The organism is Nocardia sp. NPDC088792 (assembly GCF_044750615.1).
Classification (GTDB): Bacteria; Actinomycetota; Actinomycetes; order Mycobacteriales; family Mycobacteriaceae; genus Nocardia.
In genome coordinates, this window is record NZ_JBIVKC010000002.1 from 1135752 (window position 1) to 1156913 (window position 21162).

Here is a 21162-nt window from a genome sequence, read left to right on the forward strand (position 1 = left end):
TGCACTGCAACGGAACCGTTGGTATGCCGTGTTCTCGATGATGCGCTATACGCCGAAACGACGGTGCCGCGCCGCGTAATCACGCAGGGCGCGCAGGAAATCCACCCGCCGGAACTCCGGCCAGTAGGCCTCCGTGAACCAGATCTCGGAATACGCGCTCTGCCACAACAGGAAGCCGGAAAGCCGCTGCTCACCCGAGGTGCGAATGACGAGATCCGGATCCGGCTGACCGGAGGTGTAGAGATGCTGGCTGATGGCGTCCACGGTGATGGACTGCACCAGGTCCTCGCCGTGCTCCCCGGCCTCGATCTCCTGCCGGACGAGGGATTGCACCGCGTCGGCGATCTCCTGCCGCCCGCCGTAGCCGATGGCCACGTTCACGTGCACACCGGTGCGACCGCGGGTGCTGTCGGCCGCGTACTTGAGTCGCTTGGCCATGTCCTCGGGCAGCTGACCCAGCGCCCCGACGATGCGGACACTCCAATTCTGTTCGGGCGCAGCCAGTTCGTCGACCACATCGGTGATCACCTCGAGCAGGGTCTCCAGCTCGTCGGCATCGCGCCCGAGATTCTCGGTGGACAGCAGGTAGAGCGTCACCATCTCGATGCCCGCTTCACCGCACCAGCCGACCAGTTCGGCGATCTTGAGCGCGCCGACCCGATGGCCGTGGCTCACATCGGTGAAGCCGTTCTCCCGCGCCCACCGGCGATTGCCGTCGCACATGACGGCCACGTGCCGGGGATGTTGTTTGTCGGCCAGCTGCTTCGACAGCCGGGCCTCATAAATGCGATATGGGAGCCCACGCACTTGACCCACAAGCTTCACGGTCGCCAACCCTACGCTGTTCCGCCTCCCCGAAACTTTGGCGCCCAGCCAAGGAGCGTCGACCGACGGACACGCGTGCCGGCGGTTGGGAGCCGAACCGATCTCGGGCGTACCCGGGGAGTTACCCCGACCGTCGGCAAATCAGTTGTCACCTTCCGCATCGAAAGCCAACCTACGGTACCGTAGGTTACTCAGGAGGTAAGTCTTGTCCGACACCGTGCTCGAAGAACTCACGCCGATCAAGCCCCGCATGCGCGGGTGGATCCACGCGTGGGCCGTGGGCGTCGCCGCCATCGCGGTGATCGTGCTGGTCTCGGTCTCGGCCACGGTGTCCGCGACAGCGGCCTGGTCGACGCTGGTCTACGGCATCACCGTATGCGGCGTGTTCGGCGTCAGCGCCACCTATCACCGGGTGAACTGGCGCACCGCCCGCGCCCGCCTTGCAATGAAACGTGCTGATCACAGCATGATCTTTTTGTTCATCGCGGGCAGCTACACCCCCTTCGCGCTCCTGGGCGTGCGCGGCAGCGCGGGCACCATCCTGCTGTCCATCGTGTGGGCGGGCGCGCTGGCCGGCGTCGCCCTGAAGATGTTGTGGCCCACCGCGCCCCGCTGGGTCGGCGTGCCGCTGTACCTGCTGCTGGGCTGGGCCATCGTGCCGGTCGCGCCGACCCTCATCCACCATGTGGGCTGGGCGCCGGTGCTTTTGCTGCTCGCGGGCGGCATCGCCTACAGCGTGGGCGGCATCCTGTATGCGTCGCGCTGGCCGGACCCGTGGCCGGAGGTGTTCGGGCATCACGAGTTCTTCCATGCCGCAACGGTGGTCGCGGCGCTGTGCCACTACATCGCGATCTGGATGGTCGTGCTGACCTGATCGGCCGCCGTCACCGCGGCCCGATCGGAGCAATAACTCACAAACCTGCCATTCGGTTGGCCACAAACGTGCACTCGGCGCCGAAGAGTCTCTAAAGTCCTGAGCAAAGAGCCGGACGACACACGAGGCACGCGACCGCTATGACCGCACCGACCGTCGCCGCCGCGACGCCCGTCGCCACGCGCGGAGCGGCAGAGCGGTGAGCAGACTCATCCTCTGGGCGCTACGCGCACACTGGGGGCTGTCCGTCGTCGTCATGGCCTGCAATCTCGGCGGCCTCGCGGTCATCACCACCGAACTGTGGCTGATCGGCTTCTTCGGCCGGCTCGGACCCGACTGGCTCACCACCTTCCTGCAAGTGGCCATCTACCCGGCGATCGGCGCACTGGCGGGCATCGTGCTCGCGGTACGGGACCGCGGACACTACTTCGGCTGGCTGGATCAGCGGCGCCCGCCCAGCGAAGCAGAGGCGGAACGGCTGCTGCGGCTGCCGATCTCGATCACCGTGCGCGCCTTGGCCATCTGGATACCCGGCGTGATCATCGCGGCCGCACTGTTCGCGCATGCCACGCAGCCGCGCAACTTCACGGTCGTGCTGTTCATGTTCACCTTCGGCGCGCTGGAATCGGCGGCACTCACCTACCTGATCGTGGACCGGCTCATCCGGCCCACGATTCCGGTGGTGTCCGAGGTGCTGGACGGGACCACGCACTGGAGTTCTTCCGTGCTGACCCGCGTACTGGTGACCTTCGCGGTGACCGGTGCGGTGCCGCTGTTCATGCTGATCACCGTGCTGTCCGATCCCGGCACCGACAGCACCCACCGCATCCGCACCGGCATCTATCTCGCGCTGGTCGGATTGTCGGCGGGCGCGGTCGCCACCGCCACCCTGGCCCGCGCCGTGGCCACGCCCATGCACACGCTGCGCGATGCGCTGGACCGCATCGCGCGCGGCGATCTCGACGTGCGGGTACCGATCGGCAGCACCAGCGAGATCGGCCGGCTCGAACTCTCGGTGAACGAGCTGGCGGTGAATCTCCGTGAGCGCGAACGCATGCGGACCGTCTTCGGCCGGCACGTGGGCACCGAGGTGGCCGAACGCGCGCTGTCCGGAACCGCCAACCTCACCGGCGATACCCGAGTGGTGACAGCGCTTTTCGTGGATGTGACCGGATCGGTGGCGCTGTCCACCGAACTCGCCCCGCACGACTTCGTGGCCAAGCTGAACCGGCTGCTCACCATCGTGGTGGCGGCCACCGAAGAGAATCAGGGCCTGGTCAACAAGTTCGAAGGCGATGCGGCACTGTGCATCTTCGGCGCGCCGATCGCCTTGGACGACAACGCGACTCCGGCCCTGCGCGCCGCCCGCCGCATCCGCGACGCGGTCGCCGCCACCGGCGAACTGGATATCGGCATCGGCCTGGCCCGCGGGCTGGTCTTCGCCGGCGATGTCGGCACCGACTCACGCCTGGAATTCACCGTCATCGGCGACGCCGTCAACGAGGCCGCGCGCCTCACCACCGAGGCCAAGAAGGTGCAGCGCCGCATCCTGGCCAGTCAGGCCGTCATCGATGCCGCCTGCGCGCACGAACGCGATAAGTGGATCCTCCACGACACCATCCACCTCCGGGGTCGCAAGGAGCCCACTCCGTGCTGGACGGACCTGCCGGCCCCCACGCCACCCCGCCACAACGGCACCGCCCCGCCGGCCGCGGCATCCCCGCCGGCCGCGATCCGGGCCCCCGGACCCGGCGCCGATCGGGCTGCCGATCGCTGATCATGCGGCCCGCGCGGACACTGTTGTACTCGGATACGACAACGAAAAATTCAAGGTGAACACAGTTTTCCGACTCTAGAACCGCCCGCATCCGGCGGCAACGGATTAAGCCGCCGAGTCGATCATCAGGGTCACGTCACCCTCGAGGACGAGAACGAGATGGTACCCGCGGGTGATCCGCGACCACGCCCTCCGGCGGGACAGTCACGGTATGACCGATATCGGACTGCACCGAAACCGATCGGAGTCGCCCGCCCTCCGCCCACCCCTGGTGACCCTGGCCTACCGCGCCATCCTCGCCGCCCTGCTGGCCGGCGTCGCCGAAACCATCCTGCACACCGCAATCGCCCTGCGCCACAACGAAACCCACATGGGCGCCCTCACTTCCGGCCTGCTCGCCCGCGCCGCCCTCTACACCCTGGTGCTACTCATCGCCATGCGCATGGCGGGCGGAAACCTCGGTGCCCGAAACCTTCTCGTCTACGGCCTCGGCATCGTCGGCACCGCCTCCCTGATAGCCGAACCCCTCCGAGCCATCGCCACGGCGGACCACCCCACCCACCTCTTCACCGGCTGGACGGCCGAGGGCCTGCTGATCGTCCTGCTCCGCATCGCCCACCTCGTAGCGGTCTGGATCGCGATCCCCGCAATGCTCCGGGCAGGCGACTACTTCCACCCCGAATCGGCTCGTGCCCACACCACGGCCGAAGCACAACCGCAGACGGACCGCGCTACACCCGGCGGGCAGTGACCAGCCCGCCGGAGCGCATGCGGGCCGGTATCCGAGCCCGGCGAGCAGGCCGATCCCGGCGGCCGAAGATCCTGCGCCGCGGTGGTTTTGCAGTCGTCAGCCCCGGCCGGGCGGTAGCAGTGCGGTACGGACATCCGCGGCGTCGGTGACGGGGAGGTCGCAGACCGATCCGCGGCAGACGTAGGCGGCCGACTTGCCTTGTACCGGTGGGCGATCCGCCAGTAGCGGCTGGGAATCCACTGCGCCGGAGACGATCACCGAACCACCCGGGGCGGTCACACGGGCGGCTGCGACGAGGCCGGCCGCTCCGCGCACCGCGTTGTCCTCGTCCACCGAATCGCCATCGCCTGCCGCATCGCCGCTGCCGGTGACGACGGCGACCTGAATGGGGCCGCGCAGAGCGGCTTCCGCGACGGCCAGCCAGTGGCCTGCCGAACGCGGGGCGCGGGCGAGCAGGATGGCGCCGCGTTCGAGAGTTCGATCGGACAGGTCGCGGTAGCGGAGGGACCGGTCGGTGGCGGTCAGGGCGGCAGCGGTGAGGAGGGCGTCGGCCAGGACGGAGGCGCCGGCGGGGGTTGCACCGTCGACGGGGTCGCGGGGGCGGGTGACGAGGGTTTCGGCGTCGTCGGCGGTATCGAACCAGCTGCCGGGCGCTTCCGGATCGGCGAAGCGCGCGATGGCCGTGTCCAGGATCTGCTGCGCGGGTGTGAGCCAATCACGCTCGTTCGAGGCGGACTGGTGCAAGGCCAGCAATCCCAGTGCAAGCCACCCGTAATCCTCCAGCACACCCGGCGCGGCGCCCGCCACCCCGCCGAGCGAGGCCCGGCACACCCGGCCGTCGGCGACGTGCGCGTCCAGCAGGAATTCGGCGCACCGCACGGCCGCCGCCGTCCAGTCCGGACGCAGGTGGGCCGCACCGGCCTCCGCCAGCGCGACGATGGCCATCCCGTTCCAGGCGGTCACCACCTTGTCGTCGCGGCCGGGCTGCGGGCGCAGTTCGCGCGCCGCGGACAGTTCGGACCGAACCCGTTCGAGCCGTTCGTGATTCGCGTCGTCCGGGTCGCGGTATCGGGTCAGCACCGAGGTGCCGTGCTCGAAGGTGCCCGCCGTGGTGACGCCGAAAACCTCTGCCGCCCACGCCCCGTCGTGCGCACCGAGGATCCCGTTGAGCTCCGCGGGCGTCCACACGTAGGTCGCGCCCTCGACTCCGGGAGCGCCCGGCTCCAGATGGGTGTCGGCGTCCAGCGCGGAGGCGAACCCGCCCTGTTCGGTGCCCAGGTCATCGATCAGGAATTGCGCGGTCTCCCGGGTGATCCGGTGCGCCAGCGCCTCCCCCGGCCCACTCGCGGCGGCCCGCTGGGCGTCCTGCCCGCGCCGCGCCAGATGCGAATACACCCGCAGCAATTGCGCATTGTCATAAAGCATCTTCTCGAAATGTGGCACCACCCACGCGGCGTCCACCGAGTAGCGCGCGAACCCACCCCGCAATTGGTCGTAGATCCCGCCCCGCGCCATTGCTTCCGCGGTGAAGGAAACCGCCTGCAGTACACCGTCATCGCCGGTGCGCTCGTACCCCCGCAGCAATCCCTCCAGCAAGGCCGACGGCGGAAACTTGGGTGCACCGCCGAATCCGCCGTACTGCGAATCGATATCCTTCAGCACCGCCCCCACCGCGTGATCGAGCAGCTCCGCACCGATCTCCACCTGCGCATCCGGCAACCCGGCCGCCTGCTGCCGCAACGCCTCCGAAACCTGCGTCGCAGCGGTATCGACTTCCTCCCGCCGGTTCTGCCAAGTGTCGGAAACAGCGCTCAACAATTGCGTGAACGACGGCATCCCGTGCCGGGGCGTCTTCGGGTAATAGGTCCCGCAATAGAACGGCGCCCCCGCCGGCGTGAGGAAGCAGGTCATCGGCCACCCGCCCTGGCCGGTCATGGCCACGGTCGCATTCATATAGACCGCGTCCAGATCGGGCCGCTCCTCCCGATCCGCTTTGATACACACGTAGTTCGCATTCATGAGCGCCGCGGTGCTCTCGTCCTCGAACGATTCGTGCGCCATGACATGACACCAATGACAACTCGCGTATCCGATGGACAGCAGAATCGGGACATCCCGCTCGGCCGCCTCCGCCAGCGCCTCGGCATCCCACTCCCGCCAATCCACCGGATTCCCGGCGTGCTGACGGAGATAAGGCGAAGTGGCGCTGCCCAATCGGTTCATGTCGTCCAGCCTTCCACACCCGGCGGGCACGAACTCCGGTGTGGCGGAATGGAACCCTTTTCTTGACATCGGCCGTCGCAGCGAGCCGGAGAACCTACCACGCAGAGGCAAGCCGAGCAAAGCGCCGTGGTTGTTTTCCATCGATTTTCTCAGTATTCATCTTCGCAACAAGAGCAAACGTGCAGCGTATCGGGGGTGAGCCGACAGCCTGTAAATGCTGAGAGAAAAGCGCTGACAGCTTGTCTATATGTAGAGCCATCCGGGCAGGTCAGGATCAGTCCCGCTGCTGCGCATGAGCCCTACGTACGCAGCTATCCGAAAGAAGAAAGCATGAGGTCGCTCTAGATGAGGAAGATCACCGCGTGCGCAGCACTGGTCGTCGGTGCTGTCAGCATCGCCGCCGCGCCCGCTTACGCCGATCCCGCCGATGCCCCGGCGGCGACTCCGGGAATCGCGACGGTCCCCACCACCGCGTTTTCCAACGTCCCGGCGGAACAGTCCGTCTCGATCAACGGTGTCGACTACACCGTCGACAAGGGCACCGACAGCATGACCTTGAACGCGCCGAACGGCACGTTCAAGACGGTCGGTGACACCCTGGTCATCTCCAACGCCAACGGCGACGCGGTGGACTCCATTCCGTTGTCCTACCGCAAGGACAACACCCAGTTCCCGATCGCGGCCCAGATTGCCGACCACTCGGTAACCCTGACCCCGAACACGGACCCCACCGCCGGCGTTCCGTCCGCACAGCCGGTTTCCACCTCGGTCCTGCAGGGCCTGGTCCCGGTCGCCCAGGCCCAGCCGAAGGACATCACCGAGTCCTTCACTCCGCGTGACCAGCAGGAGCTGTCGGCGTTCGGTTCCCGCGCCACCATCTCCAGCCTGACCGGCGCCGTGGTCGGCGCCCTGATCGGTGCGAGCGTCGGCTGCATCGGCGGCGGTTTGGTCGGTGCCGGCCTCTCGGCTCCGCTCTCCCTGATGCTTGCTGCCCTGCCGGGCGCGGTCATCGGCTGTGTCGCCGGTATCGCCCTCGTCGGTTCCGTCGGTTCGCTGCTGGGCACCATTCTGGTCGGTGGCCCGATGGTGCTGTGGTCCGCGTACCAGTACTTCAGCACCATCTCCTCGCCGTGCTACGGCCCGGGCGCTTACTGCGTCGACCCGGCCGCCCCGGCCGCGCCGAAGTAAATCCCGCAAGAGAAGTACAAACGGGCGGTCCTGCCGATTTCGGCAGGACCGCCCGTCTTCGTATGTTCAGGATGTTCGTGGCCGGGATAAGGGATCCGGTGGGCGAGAATCGCTCAGCGATCCGTTCCGGCCGACAGTTCGTCGGCAATCAGCGCCAGGTGCAGCGAAACTCGGATATCCGGATCGTCCAGGTCCGCGTCCAGCAGTTTCGAGATCCGGTTCAACCGGTCGTAGAACGCCGGCCGCGACATGTTCAGGCTGGCCGCGGCGTCGGACTTGTTGCCCGGGAATCGCAGCAGCGCCCACAACGTGCCGATCAGGCCGGCCTTGTAGCGCTCGTCATATTCCTTGAGCGGCCGCAGTTCTCGATCCACGAACAGCCGCAACCGCTCGTCATCACCGAGCATGGTCAGCAACCCGCGCACGTGCACATCCTCGACGCGGTGCACGACCCGCTCGCGCGAGTCCTGCGGGACCGATTCGGCCACGTGCTGGGCCTCTTTGAGGGTCCGGTCGGCCATTTGCAGGCGCGCTACCGGCCGGCCCGCGGCCAGCAGGATCGGGTATCGCTTGTCGATGGCCTCGGCGAGCTCGTCGATCACCGCGCGATGATCGGCGTCGACCGGCAGCGACAGCAGCGCGCGGATATCGCCGTTCACATTCGCGACCAGCGTCGTCACCCCGAGCTCGTCGGCGGCGCGGACCAGGGCCGCGATCACGTCGTCGGTGAGTGACGCCGGGGGTCCGCCGGGGGAATCGAGCGGGAGTACCGGGCGCACGGTGGCGCCTACGAAGCTACGGCCGAACACGCTCAGCCCGAGCAGCTCACAGTGCTGCGGTAGTCGGGGTGCGTCCGGATCGGCCAGGATTCCGACCAGCGCCTCCTGATGGGCCCGCCGGATCATGCCGCTGCGGTTCTGGTCGTGCATGCGATACATGGCCAGGGCGGCCGCGGCCCGTTCGGCCACCGCGATCGTGCGCGGGCTCGGCGGTTCGGGCGAGGCGATCACCAGCCGGCCCCAGCCGCGATCCCGCCGGCCGAGCCGGGTGAGCAGCCAGCCGTTGGTCTCGTCCCAGCTGGTGCGCCCGGCGAGTTCGACCACGCGGGATCGCACCTGCCAGCGATGCAGGAAGACCGCGCTGTCGTCGGGGCCGGGCCGGTAGTCGACGATGCGGTGCCCGGTGTCCTCCAGTACCACCGCCACGCCCGATAGCTGGGCCACGGCATCGAGAATCTGCCGGGAACCGGCCTCGGCGATGGTCAACTCGGTGAAGGTGTCGTGTACGTGTTGGGTCTCGCGCAGCTCTGCGAGCTGGCGCAGGACATCGGCGGTGACCGGTGTCGGAGTTTCGATCATGAGCGGCAATCCGGGAGCTGGCTGTCTGCGAGTGGCAATACTAACCGGGCGCGGACGCGGCGCGCCCGGTGAGTGTGATCAGGCAGACGATCTTCCGGTGACGGAAACAACACTCTTGATATGGTTACCGTCATGGAGGTGGCGGTCCTCGCGTGTGACGGTGTTTTCGACTCCGGGCTGGCGGCGATCCTGGATGTGCTCGACCATGCGAATGCGGTGAGCGCGCAGAACTCCGGGTCTCCGTCCTGGAATGTCCGGACGATCGGTGTCGGCGCCATGGCGCGGACCGGAGCCGGACATCTGGTGCCCACCGAGCCGCTCGCCCGGGCCGAGACGGTGGATCTGCTGATCGTGCCCGCCCGGGCGGCCCGCGGCCCCGCGGAAGTGCTCGACTTCCTCGATCGGGACGAGTCGATTCCGGTGCGTGAGCTGATCGCCCGAACTCGGCTGCGCGGCATCACGATTGCCTCGGCGTGCGCCGGGACCTTCCTGCTGGCCGAGGCGGGGATCCTCGACGGCCGGCGCGCGACGACGACCTGGTGGCTCGCGCCGGCCTTCCGCGCCAGATACCCCGAGGTCGACCTGGATGAAGGCCGCATGGTCGTCAGTTCCGACGGAATCGTCACCGCGGGTGCGGCTTTCGGGCATGTCGACCTGGCACTGGCGGTCGTCCGGGCGAGCAGTCCCGCGCTGGCCGACGAGGTGGCCCGCTATCTGGTGATCGACGAACGGCCCTCGCAAGCCGTCTACGCCATCCCCAGCGCCTTGGCGCAGAGCGACCCGCTGATCGCGGCTTTCGAGCGCTGGGTCCGGGAACGATTGGCCGAGCCGTTCACCATTCCCCTTGCCGCACAGTCCATCGGGGTCAGTGAACGGACATTGCAACGTGCGCTGCAGCGCACCTTGGGAACCTCGCCTGTGCGTTTCGTGCAGGCGTTGCGGGTCGAGCGGGCTTCCCACCTGCTGCGCACGACCGACATGTCGCTGGAAGTCATTGCGCGGCAAGTAGGTTACGAGCATCCCCACACGCTGCGACTGCTCCTGCGCGAGCGAACCGGTAAGACGACGAGCGCCCTGCGCGGCACCTGATCGGCCGCCGATCGCGGCCCGGCAACCGCATAGCAATCCCGGGACGGCCGCGCCGGCTTTCCGATCCGCCCTGCGTGTACCGGACTCCAGGCCCGTGACCAGCGGTTTCATCAGCGGCGGAAACGGCATCTTCGATATGGATTCCGACAGCCGAAACTGTTTCGTGATTCGTTTCGGGTAGCCGTTCGGAAAACGAAGTGCACACCGTAGTGTGAGCGGTAGTAGAAAGTCGGCCCGAGTCATTCGGATTCGGTAATCCGGCCCACCGGCGGGAAGTGTTCCTATGACCTCTGCACGACAGACCACCCTCCGTCACGAGCAGAGTGAATTCAGCGCGGCACGCGCGGCGGAAAAGGCCGCCTGCGAAAAGCAGAACGCCATGGCCGCCCTCACCGTCGCGAGTCACGCCCTGGATGTCGAGGATTGCGCCTACTTGCTCCGCATGCTCGGCCTGGACGCCTCGAGCGAAGACGAAGAGTAGTACCGCGCCCTCTTCGTGAGGGCGCTCACACCCTGTCACGGGCGCGTGGTGGCCGGCGTCTTGTGGCCATGACGATCACGGAACAGACCACAGTGTTGATCACCGGCGCGAACAAGGGCCTCGGGCGCGAAACGGCCCGGCGACTCGGAGCGCAAGGGTGGACGGTTTTCCTCGGTGCGCGGGATGACGCTCGCGGACAGGCGGCCGCGGCCGAGCTGGCCGCCGACGGGGTGAAGGTGGTCCCGGTCTCCTTGGATGTGACCTCCGACGAGTCGGTGGCCGCCGCGGTGCGACTGGTCCGGGACCACACCGACCGGCTCGACGTCCTGATCAACAATGCGGGCGCACCCGGCACGGCGGTGCCGCCCGCGAACGCGACGGCCGAGGACGTGCATTCCGTCTACGACACCAATGTGTACGGCCCGATCCGGGTCACCCATGCCTTCCTCCCCCTGCTGCAGGTGGCAGACAATCCGCGCGTGGTGATGGTCTCCAGCGCCGGCGGATCTTTCGCTGTCGTCACCGATCCCGGTCAGCCCGTCTCGAAAATGCATGAGCTGGCGTACAGCTCGTCGAAGGCGGCCCTGAACATGTTGACTCTCCGCTACGCGCAGGCCCTCCCGAACATCAAGTTCAATGCCGCCACCCCGGGCGAGGTCGTCAACCACACCTTCGCCGCGACCGATATGAACAACCATATGGGCCGGCTGACCGTCACCGAGGGCACCGACTCGATCATTCGCCTCGCCACCCTCGGCTCCGACGGCCCGACCGGCACCTTCACCGACCGCCTCGGCCTCATCGCCTGGTAATCGCCGGCTCCAGCTACGCCCTCGAGTTAATCCTTGGCAATCCATCAAAGTGAACTGTACTATCAGTTCAGTTAGCCTCACCGATGGTAGCCACTTGGAGACTTGGAGGGCGTGCGATGAGTGTGATCGACCTGGAGCTCGACCCCTTCTACGGGGCGTTTATCGATGGCAAGTTCGATACCGATGCCCGGAATCGTGCGGCTGCGTCGGACCCGGCTACCGGCGAGCATCTCGCCGACGTGGCCAGTTGCGATGCCGCCGATGTCGATCGGGCGGTGTCGGCGGCCGCAGCGGCATTCGAATCATGGGGGCGGACGCTGCCCGAGGAGAGATCCCGGGCGCTGCACCGGCTCGCGGACCTCATCGAAGCCGACGCGGAACGCCTGGCGCGGATAGACAGCCGCGATGTGGGCCGCCATATCCGGGAGATGCGCGAGGACTATCGGATGGCGGTCGAGCAATTCCGGTACTTCGCGTCGATCGTGCTGGCGCACGAGGACTTCGGGCGTCCGATCCCCGGTGGGTACAGCATTGCCAAGCGGGTGCCGCTCGGCGTGTGCGGTCAGATCATTCCGTGGAACGATCCGGTCGTGATGCTGGCGTTCAAGCTGGCGCCGGCGCTCGCTGCCGGAAACACCGTCGTGCTGAAGCCGGATGTGAATGCCTCGCTGGCCACGCTGGAGATCTGCAAGCATCTGTCGGCCGTACTACCGCCGGGTGTGGTGAATGTGGTGCCCGGTACCGGTACCGAAGTGGGGACCGCGATCAGTGGCCATCCGGGCGTGCGGAAGCTGGCGTTCACCGGTAGCACCGAAGTCGGTCGCCTCATTGCCGAGGCCGCGGCGCAGCGGCTGATTCCGGCGACGCTGGAATTGGGTGGCAAGAGCCCGAACATCGTCTTTCCCGATATCGACGACCTCGACGCGGTGGTCGCGGACGCGACGGCGGCGGTGGTGGTGTGCAACGGTCAATCGTGTCTGGCGGGCACCAGATTGTTTGTGCACGAAGACATCTACGACGAATTCGTCCGCAGGCTGGTCGAGCATTTCGCGGGACTGGTCGTCGGCGCACCTCTCGACGAGGACACCGATGTCAGCTGCATGATCTCGGCGCGACAGGGCGAGCGCGTGCTCGCCTATATCGAGACCGGCCGCGCGGAGGGCGCCCGATTGCTGCACGGCGGCAAACGACTGGCGGTGGACGGCTGTCCCACCGGATATTTCATCGAGCCAACGATTTTCGAGGCGACCGCCACGATGCGGATCGCGCAGGAGGAGATTTTCGGGCCGGTGCTCACCGTCATCAGGTGGAACGACTACGAGACGATGATCGCCGAGGCCAACGGTACGAGATACGGGCTCGCCTCCGGCATCTACACCTCGAATCTCAACTCTGCGCTGGAGACCGCCGATCGGCTGGAAGCCGGTTCGGTGTGGATCAACCATTACGCGAATCTGCACGGCGGAACCCCGTTCGGCGGGTTCAAGGACAGCGGCCTGGGCCGGGAGTATTGCCGCGAGACCTTGAACGCGTACTCCCAGCTCAAGTCCATCACCATTCACACTGCGGCGGAAAAGGATTCGTGATGACTTCGACAATTACCCTGGGTGGCGATCTGCGCGTGAATCGGATCGGCTACGGAACCATGCGCCTGGCGGACCCGACGGTCTGGCACGGTCCGGCGGACCGGGACGCGGCCATCGCGGTGCTGCGCGGCGCGGTCGAACTCGGCGTGAATTTCATCGACACGTCCGATGCCTACGCCCTGGGCGACAGCGAGCAGTTGATCGCCGAGGCGCTGCACCCGTATCGCGAGGGTCTGGTGATCGCCACCAAGGTCGGCGTGACCCGCCCGTCTCCGGCGGAGTGGACACCGGTGGGGCATCCCGCTTACCTGCGTCAGCAGGCCGAATTGAGCCTGCGCCGGCTGCGACTCGATCATATCGATCTGCTGCAGTTGCACCGGATCGATCCGCAGGTGCCGCTGGCGGATCAGATCGGTGCGCTGCGCCGGCTCCTGGACGAGGGCAAGGTCCGCCATATCGGCCTGTCCGAGGCCACGGTCGAGCAGTTGCGCGAGGCCGCCGGGATCGCGCCCATCACCAGCGTGCAGAACCAGTACAGTCTCGCTGTCCGCGACCATGAAGCGGTGCTGGATTATGCTGCGGCGCACGGGATCACCTTCATTCCGTTCTACCCCGTGGCCATGGTCGACACGACCGCCGGTAGCCCCGTCGCCACCGTCGCCGCCGAACTCGGCGCCACCCCGACCCGGATAGCGCTGGCGTGGCTGCTGCACAGATCCCCGGCCATCCTGCCCATCCCCGGCACGACCTCGCTCCCCCATCTCCGGGATAACATCACGGCAGCAGATCTGGTCCTGTCCGAGGAGCAGTTCGAACGGCTGTCGGCCTCGTGAACTCCGTGGTCGGCGCGGCCGAGCGGTGGCGGCGGCCGTCGGGTCTCCGTTCGGTCGGATTGGGCGGCATCCGAGTGTCTTTCGTGCCGGACGGGGCGCTGCAGTTGCCGCCGCGCGGCTGGCTTCCCGACAGCACCGACGAGTTCTGGGCGGCCCGGCCGGAATACCTGGATTCCGCCGGCTATCTGGTGGCGGGTATCGGCGGCCTGCTGGTGGAGTGCGGTGACCGCGCGCTGCTGATCGATGCCGGGTTCGGACCCGATTCGCTGCCGCCGGATCCGGGCACTCCGCGCGGCCGGATCTATGGCGGCGCGCTGCTGGACAGCCTGGCAGAGCTGGGCCGCGGGCCGGAGCAGATCGAGGCGGTGGCCTTCACCCACCTGCATCCCGATCATGTGGGCTGGGCCTGGCATCCGGTTCCCGGCCGGGATCGCCCGGCGTTCGACCGGGCCGAATACCTTGTGGCCGAACCGGAATGGGCACGACAGGACCTGCTACCGGCCGCGGGCATCGGGGCCGGTATCGTGGCCGCACTCGCGCCACGCGTCCGCACGGTGACCGATGGCCAGGAGATCTTTCCCGGCGTCCGGGCCCGCATCAGCGCCGGCCACACCGTGGGCCATACCGAGTACGTCGTCACCGGCGCCGAGCGACGGCTGATCGCCTTCGGCGACGCCATGCACTCACCGGTCCAGGTCGGCCATCCCGAATGGTCCGCGGCCGTCGATTACGACCCCGCCGGGTCGGCCGAGCACCGCCGCGGCCTCGGCGCCGAACTGGCGCAGCCGAATACGATCGGATTCGGCGTCCATTTCGCCGATGTGGTGTTCGGCCGGGTCCGACACGACGACACCGGTCCGGCCTGGCAGCCGCTGAACTGAACACTCGGTTCGCTATCGTCGGGGCCGCGGATGAACCGACAGGTATCGAATGGGAGGCCACCGATGGCACGGAAGGTTTCAGCGGCTGCCGCCGAGCACCGGCCACCGGACAGCCCCCGCAGTGCGCGCCTGCACCAGCAGGCGATCGTCGCTACCCAGGAACTCCTCACCGAGGGCGGTTACGGCGCCGCCACGATCGATGCCATCGCCGCCCGCGCGGGCATGAGCAAGGTGACGCTCTACAACCACTGGCCTTCACGCACCGCCGTCATCGCGAATTCGTTCGGCCTCATGATGATCGACGCGCTGCCCATTCCCGACACCGGCGACTTCACCCAGGACCTGACGATCTATCTGAAGAGCATCGTCCGCTTCTACCGCAGCGACCTCGGCACGGTATTCGCCCAGTTGCTCGCCTCCTGCGTGCAGGATCCCGTCGCCTCCGCCTATTTCAACAAATACTTCCTCGACGAGCGCCGGAATACCTTCTCCGCCATCTGGCGTCGCGCCGTCCTCCGTGGCGAAGCAGACGAATCCGTCGATGTGGACGACATGATCGACCTCTTCTTCGGTCCTCTCGTCTACCGCTTGATATCCGGCCACACCGAACTTCTCGAATCGAGCGTCGAGGGACTCGTCCGGGCCGCCGTCGACGGGCTGGGCAAGCGGCGAGACAGTGTGAGCGGCTAGCGACTTCAGGGTGCGGTCGTGTCGTCGAGGGCTTGGTGGGCGGCGTTGTAGCCGGGGATGAAGGAGACTGCCGGGCCGCCGTGGCAGCCGGCGCTGCCCAGGTAGAGGCCGGTGAGTGGGAGGGGGTGGTCGCGGAAACCGGTGGGGCCGGGGCGGTTCGGGCCCATGTACTCGGGGTGGACGAGGCCGTGGCAGTAGTCGCCGCCGGGGGCGCCGAACATGCTGTGCATGTGACGGGGGGTGAAGGTGATGTGGCGGGAGACAACGCGGCGGAAGTCGGGGGCGATGGTGGAGATGCGGTCGATTACCCGTTGGGCCATTTCGGATTTCAGGCGGCCGTAGTCGGCGGGGTCGCCTTCGATGGGGAACCAGAGGGCGAAGGCGGAGGCGGCGTGTTTGCCGGGTGGGGCCACGTCGGGGTCGTTGACCGAGGTGAGTTGCAGGACTACCGCGGGTTCCGCGGGGACGATGCCGCGGCGGGAGTCCTCCCATTGGCGTTGGAGTTGTTCGGGGGTGCTGAAGAGGCCTATCGCCGATTGCATGACGGGGTCGTTCAGTACGCCGTAGGGTTCGGCGAATTCGGGGAGGCCGTCGAGGGCGAAATGCATCTGCAGGTAGCTGCCGCGGTGGTCGGTGCGGGCGAAGCGGGATCGGAGGTCGCCGGGGACGGTGGCCTGGTCCAGTAGTTCACCGACGGTGAGATCCGGTGCGATGCAGGACACCACGATCGGCGCGGTGAGGGTGTCGCCGTGCTCGGTGGTCACGCCGGTGACGCGACCGTCCTCGGTGTCGATGTGCGTGACCTTTGTTCGTAGCCGCACTTCGCCGCCGGCGGCTTCGAACCGCTCGCGGAGGTGGGTGGTGAGTGCTCCGATGCCGCCGCGGATCTTCCGCATCAGGGTGCCGTCGCCCTCGGGCATGGCCAGTCCGAAGGCGAGAGCCATGGCGCTGCCCGGGGTTTCGGGGCCGCGGTAGGTGGTGTTGAGGGCGAGGAAGGACATCATTCCGCGGAGGGCGCCGGTTTTCTCGTTGTCGGGGACGTAGCGGTCGAGCACGTCGGACAGGGAGCCGAAGAGCATGTCGGAGATGGCGGCGCGCTCGAATTCGGTGGTGGCGCAGGCGAACATCTCGTCGTAGGTGCGGGCCGGCCGGCGCACCTCGAAGCGGCCGAGGGCGCGGGCGGGGGCTTGTGCCCAGGTCATCAGTCCGGCCATGCCGGTGAGGACGTCCATGCCGTGGACCGTGGTGACGTGGTCCATCAGTTTCATCGGGTCGGTGTAGTAGATGAACGGCGGATCGCCCTTGCCGAGCATCGAGACCGACATGACCTCGAGGGGGATGGCGGGGACCGCGTCCAATTCCAGTTCGTCGCCGAGTTGCCGCGAGGTGGGGAATTGTTCGGAGCCGGCGATTTCGAATCGATAGCCGTCGATGAGCTCGACGGTGGACGCCATTCCGCCCGAATAATGGTTCGCTTCCAGGCATAGCGTCCGTAAACCGGCGCGCTGCAACACCATTGCGGCCGCAAGCCCATTGTGCCCGGCCCCGATTATTATCGCGTCATACTCGGCCATGAGCGAAGAGTCGCACGTCACACTCGGGATGTCAGGCGAATGCGCACCTTCTCCGTACAGGACCGGCCATGTACCTCATCAGCCTCATCGTCCACGCCGTACTCGGCCTCGCGGTGACCCTCTGGATTCTCGCCGAGAACCGCGGTTTGCTCGGCGCTTATCCCGACGGGAAACGCATCGGCGCACTGGAACTCGCCTACTGGGTGATCGGCCTCGCGTCGGTGATCCTGGGCTGGTATTTCAACGTGCGGTTCGTACTCGAGTACCACCACGACGGGCTCAATCCGCTGTGGGGGGAAGGCGCCAGCTGGGCGCAGTACATCTACCTGATGTTCCCGAACTGGGCGGCCGATTCCGCCGCCCAGGACTACACCATCCTCAATGTGCTGATCCTGCCGGTCATGTCGATCACCGGCGGTTACCGCAAGGGGCTGCCCAAGCCGTGGCTCTTCTTCGTCAGCAGCCTGTTCACCAGCGCCGCATTCGGATTCGTCCTCTACCTGATCATCGCCGAACGGCATCGCCGGATGAACGCCAGTGTCACCAGCCCGGTTGTCCTCCCACCGGCACATTGATCCAGCTGGGTGCGCCGGGGTCGAGCTGAATGTGCTGTGGCCGCAGACCACTTTCGTTGAGCAGCGGCCGCAGCGGCAATCCGCGCGGGAAGTTGCTCGCGAAGACGTCGACGCGGAGCCGATGTCCCGGCTGCAGGACCGCGTCGGTGGCCATGAGGCCCAGATCCAGCTGGGTGGGCTGCCCCGGCACGAGCGGTTCGCGGTCGGTGAGCGTCAGGTACGGGTACGGGTCGGTGTAGTCGCCGCTGGCCGAGCGAGTCGCCTTGTCCTCGTCCACTTTCCGCAGTGAGGCGGTCAGCTGGCCGGAGGTGAGGACGGTGGACGTCCCGTCCGGCCCGACATCGTTGAGAGTGGCGGTCCAGTAACCGTCGGTGGCATCGAGGACGGTGTTCAGGTGCAGGTTCACCGGCCCGGAGATGGTGGTCGGCGCGCCGACCGGGGCGCTGGTGAAGGTCAGGCCGTTGAGCTCCATCGGCCGGGCGTCCTTGGCGCAGAAGTCGAACAGCGCGGTCACGCCCGCGGTGATCTGGGCGGTGTCCCGGGAGCACAGGCTCATCACGCCGGGTGCGACCGTCAGCTGCGCATTGTCGCTGGGCGTGGCGGTGAGGCTGCCGTCGTGAACGCTGAACGCGGTGGTGCCGCTGGGCACGGACGAGAGGTACATGCGGCGGTAATCGACCTCGGCGCGCGGGAATCGGCCGGTGCTGGTCCAGCCACCGCCCTGCTGCCACAGGGTCACCGGGCCGTAGCCGTCGATGCCGTTGTCGATGCCCTTGAGCCACTTGTCGAACCAGGCGCGCTGCAGCACATCGAGTCGCGGCGGGGCGCCGGGCGAACCGAAGCCGCTGCCCGGGTCACCGTGGTAGGTGTCGCCCATGACGAGCTGTTTCTGCCCGGGCGGCAAGGGGATCGCGTCGTAGACGCGCGGTTCGGAGTAGGTGAAGATGTCGTGCCAGCCGCCGGTGATGAAGGTGGGCACCCGAATCCGATCCGGATGCCCGAGCCACGCGGTGCGCAGTGGACTGTCGGTCTCCAGCAGGGTTTTCAGGTTGTCCGGGATCTCCGGGATGCTGTTGATGGTGAGCGCCTCGATGACGTAATCGAAGAACGTCAATGGACTCTGCAACCGATCCGCGAGCCATTTCCAATCGAAATTGCCGCCGAAGATCGAGACGAGATCGGGCGCCATTTTGGTGATGTTCACCGCGAGCAGCCACGGCGGAATGAAGCCGAATCCCAGTGCGCCACCGGTGGCGAGCACATCACGCAGCAGATCGCTGCCGGGTTCCACGGGGAAGATGGCCTTCAGTGCGTCGGGGTGATGCTCGGCGGCCTGCAATTGGTTGATGGCCGAATACGAGATGCCGCTCATGCCGATCTTGCCGTTCGACCAGGACTGTTTACTCGCCCAGTCGATCACCTCCACGGTGTCCTGCTGTTCACGCTCCTGGAAGACCTGCCAGACGCCCTCGGAGAAGCCGGTGCCGCGCACGTCCACCACGATCTGCGTGTAACCGCTCTGGATGAGCTTGCGGTCGGCGGTGAAGAGGCGGGCCGCGCCGCCCGGCAGGGCCTTCAGCAGGTCGCTGAGCCCGCTCATCCCGACGCCGGAAAGGTCGAAGCCGCGCAGGAAGTCGCTCAGCACATCCGGCAGCACCGGTAGCGACAGCGCCGAATCCGCGATGTTGGACACGAGTTTCGTGTACGGCGTCATATTGACGATGGTCGGTGTCGGGGTGTCCACGATATGACCGGCCGCGTCCATGGGCCGGTACACATTGGCCTTCAGCACGGTGCCGTCACTCATGGTGATGGGCACGTCCCAGTCGATGTGCACGCCCGGGTACTGCGGAGCGGCGTCTTCGGTGGCAGTCCAGGACCGGCCCACGTCGCCGCCATCGATCGGTGATTCCGCCGAGGCCACCGGAATCACCGGTAGCAATCCCATGGCGACGGTGACTCCCAGCACCGTTGAGCGCCGTAGCGCCCGGCCGATCCTGCGCAGCGACATTGCCTACTCCCCGGTTGAAAACACTCGCGTACCCATGCTGGCCCAGACAGTAGCCCAGATCACTTTGAGTGCACAACTGTGCTCGGGCACACGAGCACCGGTTCGTTCACGACAGCGGGCGTCGCCGGTGAAATGACCGGGACGGCTTACCGATCCAGGAGCAGCTCAGCGAAACCGGTTGCCCAATCCTGCGCATTCGCATCGTCGTAGAGCTCGAAGGTCTTACCGCGAGCCGCCGGGTGCAGCAGTGCGGCGACGGCCGCCCGCGCCACGGTTTCACGGCTGACCTTGCCGTCGCCGCGGTCACCCTGCTCGAGCCGGTGGCCGGTCGCAGGCGCATCGGTGAGCCAGGCGGGCCGCACGATGGTGTACGGCGCGCCACTGTCCCGCACGGCCTGTTCCCCGGCGGCGCGGGCACGAATGATCCCGGCCAGCTCGGGATGCTGTTCCGCGCGGGTGATGTAGATCTGCGAGAGCAGCACCAACTGGATCTGCCGCGCGCCCGCGAGGCCCGCCAGCCGGGCGATGCCCCGGTTCATCACCGCATCCGCCCCGGCCGCGTCGACCGGTGGTTCGACCGAAACCACCACGCCCGCAATGTCATCAAGCACGCCGACGGGCAGCGGCTGGGCCAGATCGACCGCGACAGCATCGTCACCGCGTGGGCGGCGCGTGCCGATGACGACCGCGTGCCCCTGTGCACGCAGCTGGTCCACGACCTGACGACCGGTCCGGCCGGTGCCGCCGATCACGAGATAAGACATGGTGAAAAACCCTTCCGCACAGTTGATTTCGGATTCGAGCTACCAGGGAATGGGGCGGCCATCCCGGAAGAAGCCGCCGGACGGGCCGGAGTCGGGCAGGGTGGCCGCCCAGACGACGCTCGCGGCGCCCTCCGCGACCGGGCGGCCGCCGGGACCGCCCATATCGGTGGCGACCCAGCCCGGGCAGACGGCATTGACGAGTATCCGGTCCGCGCGCAGTTCGGCGGCGAGCATGCGGGTCAGGGCATTCAGCGCCACCTTCGTGCTGGTGTAGGCGGGTGTGCCGGCGCCCATGGAGGCCAGCGAGGCGATCTCGCTGGAGACGTTCACGATTCGCGGATGGTCGCTGTGCCGCAGCAGCGGCAGAAAACGCTGCACCATTCGCCACGGGCCGTACAGGTTCGTCTCCGCCGCCGTCCGCACGACATCGAGGTCCGCCGTGGACGCCCGCTGCCAGGTGTCGTAGGTGATCGCGGCATTGTTGACCAGTACATCGAGGCGGCCGTACCGCTCTTCGACGAATTTCGCTGCCGCGGCGATGCTTTCGTTACCGGTGACATCCAAGGGCAGCGGCGTCGCCGCCACCGCGTCCGCGGCCTCGCGTGCGGCGTCGGCCGAGCGTGCGGTCAGCAGCACGGTGTGGCCGAGCCGAACCAGTTGCGCGCAGACCTCCCGGCCGATGCCGCGATTGCCGCCGGTGACCAAGGCCACCGCACTGTCTCCGCCCGTAGCAGTCACAGGTGCTTCCTTCCCGGAAAATCGTGCGTCCGTACTCGATTACAGCGTCACAGGCGCCGCGGCCGGGAGCAACGACGGAACCGGACAGCAGCGTGTACCGATTCTCGATGATCGGGCTGGCATCGGCTGACA

At 67.2% G+C, this 21162-nt stretch carries 19 protein-coding genes; 12 read left to right on the plus strand and 7 right to left on the minus strand.

Features of this window, described 5'->3' with window-relative positions; genetic code table 11:
• Positions 1-45: 45 nt before the first annotated feature.
• Complete coding sequence (locus tag ACIP5Y_RS14455) at positions 46-834, minus strand: isoprenyl transferase (RefSeq protein ID WP_400350330.1); 789 nt, start codon at positions 832-834, stop codon at positions 46-48.
• Between the two features lie 241 nt (positions 835-1075).
• Here ACIP5Y_RS14455 and ACIP5Y_RS14460 point away from each other — a divergent pair, with 241 nt between their 5' ends.
• The 3 genes from ACIP5Y_RS14460 to ACIP5Y_RS14470 all read left to right on the plus strand — a co-directional run bounded on the left by ACIP5Y_RS14460 (position 1076) and on the right by ACIP5Y_RS14470 (position 4227).
• Positions 1076-1699, plus strand: a complete 624-nt coding sequence (locus tag ACIP5Y_RS14460) for a hemolysin III family protein (protein WP_400351276.1) — start codon at positions 1076-1078, stop codon at positions 1697-1699.
• Between the two features lie 199 nt (positions 1700-1898).
• Positions 1899-3476, plus strand: a complete 1578-nt coding sequence (locus tag ACIP5Y_RS14465; protein WP_400350332.1) for an adenylate/guanylate cyclase domain-containing protein — start codon at positions 1899-1901, stop codon at positions 3474-3476.
• 211 nt (positions 3477-3687) lie between these two features.
• Positions 3688-4227 (plus strand): hypothetical protein, encoded by a 540-nt coding sequence (locus ACIP5Y_RS14470; RefSeq protein WP_400350333.1) that lies wholly within the window; start codon positions 3688-3690, stop codon positions 4225-4227.
• Positions 4228-4323: 96 nt separating this feature from the next.
• On the opposite strand, the gene ACIP5Y_RS14475 is transcribed toward ACIP5Y_RS14470, so the two are convergent.
• Entirely contained in the window at positions 4324-6450 is a 2127-nt protein-coding gene (locus ACIP5Y_RS14475; protein WP_400350335.1) for a thioredoxin domain-containing protein, read from the minus strand.
• 345 nt (positions 6451-6795) lie between these two features.
• Here ACIP5Y_RS14475 and ACIP5Y_RS14480 point away from each other — a divergent pair, with 345 nt between their 5' ends.
• Positions 6796-7638, plus strand: coding sequence for a hypothetical protein (locus ACIP5Y_RS14480; RefSeq protein ID WP_400350336.1), 843 nt, complete (start codon positions 6796-6798; stop codon positions 7636-7638).
• Between the two features lie 113 nt (positions 7639-7751).
• On the opposite strand, the gene ACIP5Y_RS14485 is transcribed toward ACIP5Y_RS14480, so the two are convergent.
• Complete coding sequence (locus tag ACIP5Y_RS14485; protein WP_400350338.1) at positions 7752-8996, minus strand: PucR family transcriptional regulator; 1245 nt, start codon at positions 8994-8996, stop codon at positions 7752-7754.
• Positions 8997-9116: 120 nt separating this feature from the next.
• Here ACIP5Y_RS14485 and ACIP5Y_RS14490 point away from each other — a divergent pair, with 120 nt between their 5' ends.
• The 7 genes from ACIP5Y_RS14490 to ACIP5Y_RS14520 all read left to right on the plus strand — a co-directional run bounded on the left by ACIP5Y_RS14490 (position 9117) and on the right by ACIP5Y_RS14520 (position 15368).
• Complete coding sequence (locus ACIP5Y_RS14490; protein ID WP_400350339.1) at positions 9117-10085, plus strand: GlxA family transcriptional regulator; 969 nt, start codon at positions 9117-9119, stop codon at positions 10083-10085.
• Between the two features lie 283 nt (positions 10086-10368).
• Positions 10369-10566: a hypothetical protein gene (locus ACIP5Y_RS14495; protein WP_400350341.1), complete on the plus strand. Its 198-nt coding sequence runs from the start codon at positions 10369-10371 to the stop codon at positions 10564-10566.
• A gap of 68 nt (positions 10567-10634) precedes the next feature.
• Positions 10635-11378, plus strand: a complete 744-nt coding sequence (locus tag ACIP5Y_RS14500) for an SDR family NAD(P)-dependent oxidoreductase (protein ID WP_400350342.1) — start codon at positions 10635-10637, stop codon at positions 11376-11378.
• A 116-nt stretch (positions 11379-11494) separates the two neighbouring features.
• Entirely contained in the window at positions 11495-12964 is a 1470-nt protein-coding gene (locus ACIP5Y_RS14505) for an aldehyde dehydrogenase family protein (protein WP_400350344.1), read from the plus strand.
• Entirely contained in the window at positions 12964-13797 is an 834-nt protein-coding gene (locus ACIP5Y_RS14510) for an aldo/keto reductase (RefSeq protein WP_400350346.1), read from the plus strand. Before ACIP5Y_RS14505 ends, ACIP5Y_RS14510 begins: the two co-directional genes overlap by 1 nt.
• On the plus strand, positions 13794-14678 hold the full coding sequence (locus tag ACIP5Y_RS14515; RefSeq protein WP_400350348.1) for an MBL fold metallo-hydrolase: 885 nt from the start codon (positions 13794-13796) through the stop codon (positions 14676-14678). The genes ACIP5Y_RS14510 and ACIP5Y_RS14515 overlap by 4 nt, the downstream gene beginning before the upstream one ends.
• Before the next feature lie 63 nt (positions 14679-14741).
• Positions 14742-15368 carry a TetR/AcrR family transcriptional regulator gene (locus ACIP5Y_RS14520; RefSeq protein ID WP_400350350.1) on the plus strand — a complete coding sequence of 209 codons (627 nt, stop codon included), beginning with the start codon at positions 14742-14744 and terminating at the stop codon, positions 15366-15368.
• A gap of 5 nt (positions 15369-15373) precedes the next feature.
• On the opposite strand, the gene ACIP5Y_RS14525 is transcribed toward ACIP5Y_RS14520, so the two are convergent.
• Positions 15374-16942, minus strand: coding sequence for a phytoene desaturase family protein (locus ACIP5Y_RS14525; protein WP_400350351.1), 1569 nt, complete (start codon positions 16940-16942; stop codon positions 15374-15376).
• Between the two features lie 68 nt (positions 16943-17010).
• Between ACIP5Y_RS14525 and ACIP5Y_RS14530 the strand changes: the two genes are divergently transcribed.
• Positions 17011-17517, plus strand: coding sequence for a DUF2834 domain-containing protein (locus ACIP5Y_RS14530; RefSeq protein ID WP_400350353.1), 507 nt, complete (start codon positions 17011-17013; stop codon positions 17515-17517).
• On the opposite strand, the gene ACIP5Y_RS14535 is transcribed toward ACIP5Y_RS14530, so the two are convergent.
• The 3 genes from ACIP5Y_RS14535 to ACIP5Y_RS14545 form a co-directional block, all read right to left on the minus strand.
• Positions 17483-19528: a CocE/NonD family hydrolase gene (locus ACIP5Y_RS14535; protein WP_400350355.1), complete on the minus strand. Its 2046-nt coding sequence runs from the start codon at positions 19526-19528 to the stop codon at positions 17483-17485. The two genes, ACIP5Y_RS14530 and ACIP5Y_RS14535, sit on opposite strands and share 35 nt — an antisense overlap.
• Before the next feature lie 146 nt (positions 19529-19674).
• On the minus strand, positions 19675-20292 hold the full coding sequence (locus ACIP5Y_RS14540) for an SDR family oxidoreductase (protein WP_400350357.1): 618 nt from the start codon (positions 20290-20292) through the stop codon (positions 19675-19677).
• A gap of 39 nt (positions 20293-20331) precedes the next feature.
• The gene (locus ACIP5Y_RS14545) at positions 20332-21030 is read right to left on the minus strand and encodes an SDR family NAD(P)-dependent oxidoreductase (protein ID WP_400350358.1); all 699 of its coding nucleotides are present in this window, start codon (positions 21028-21030) and stop codon (positions 20332-20334) included.
• Between the last annotated feature and the right edge of the window lie 132 nt (positions 21031-21162).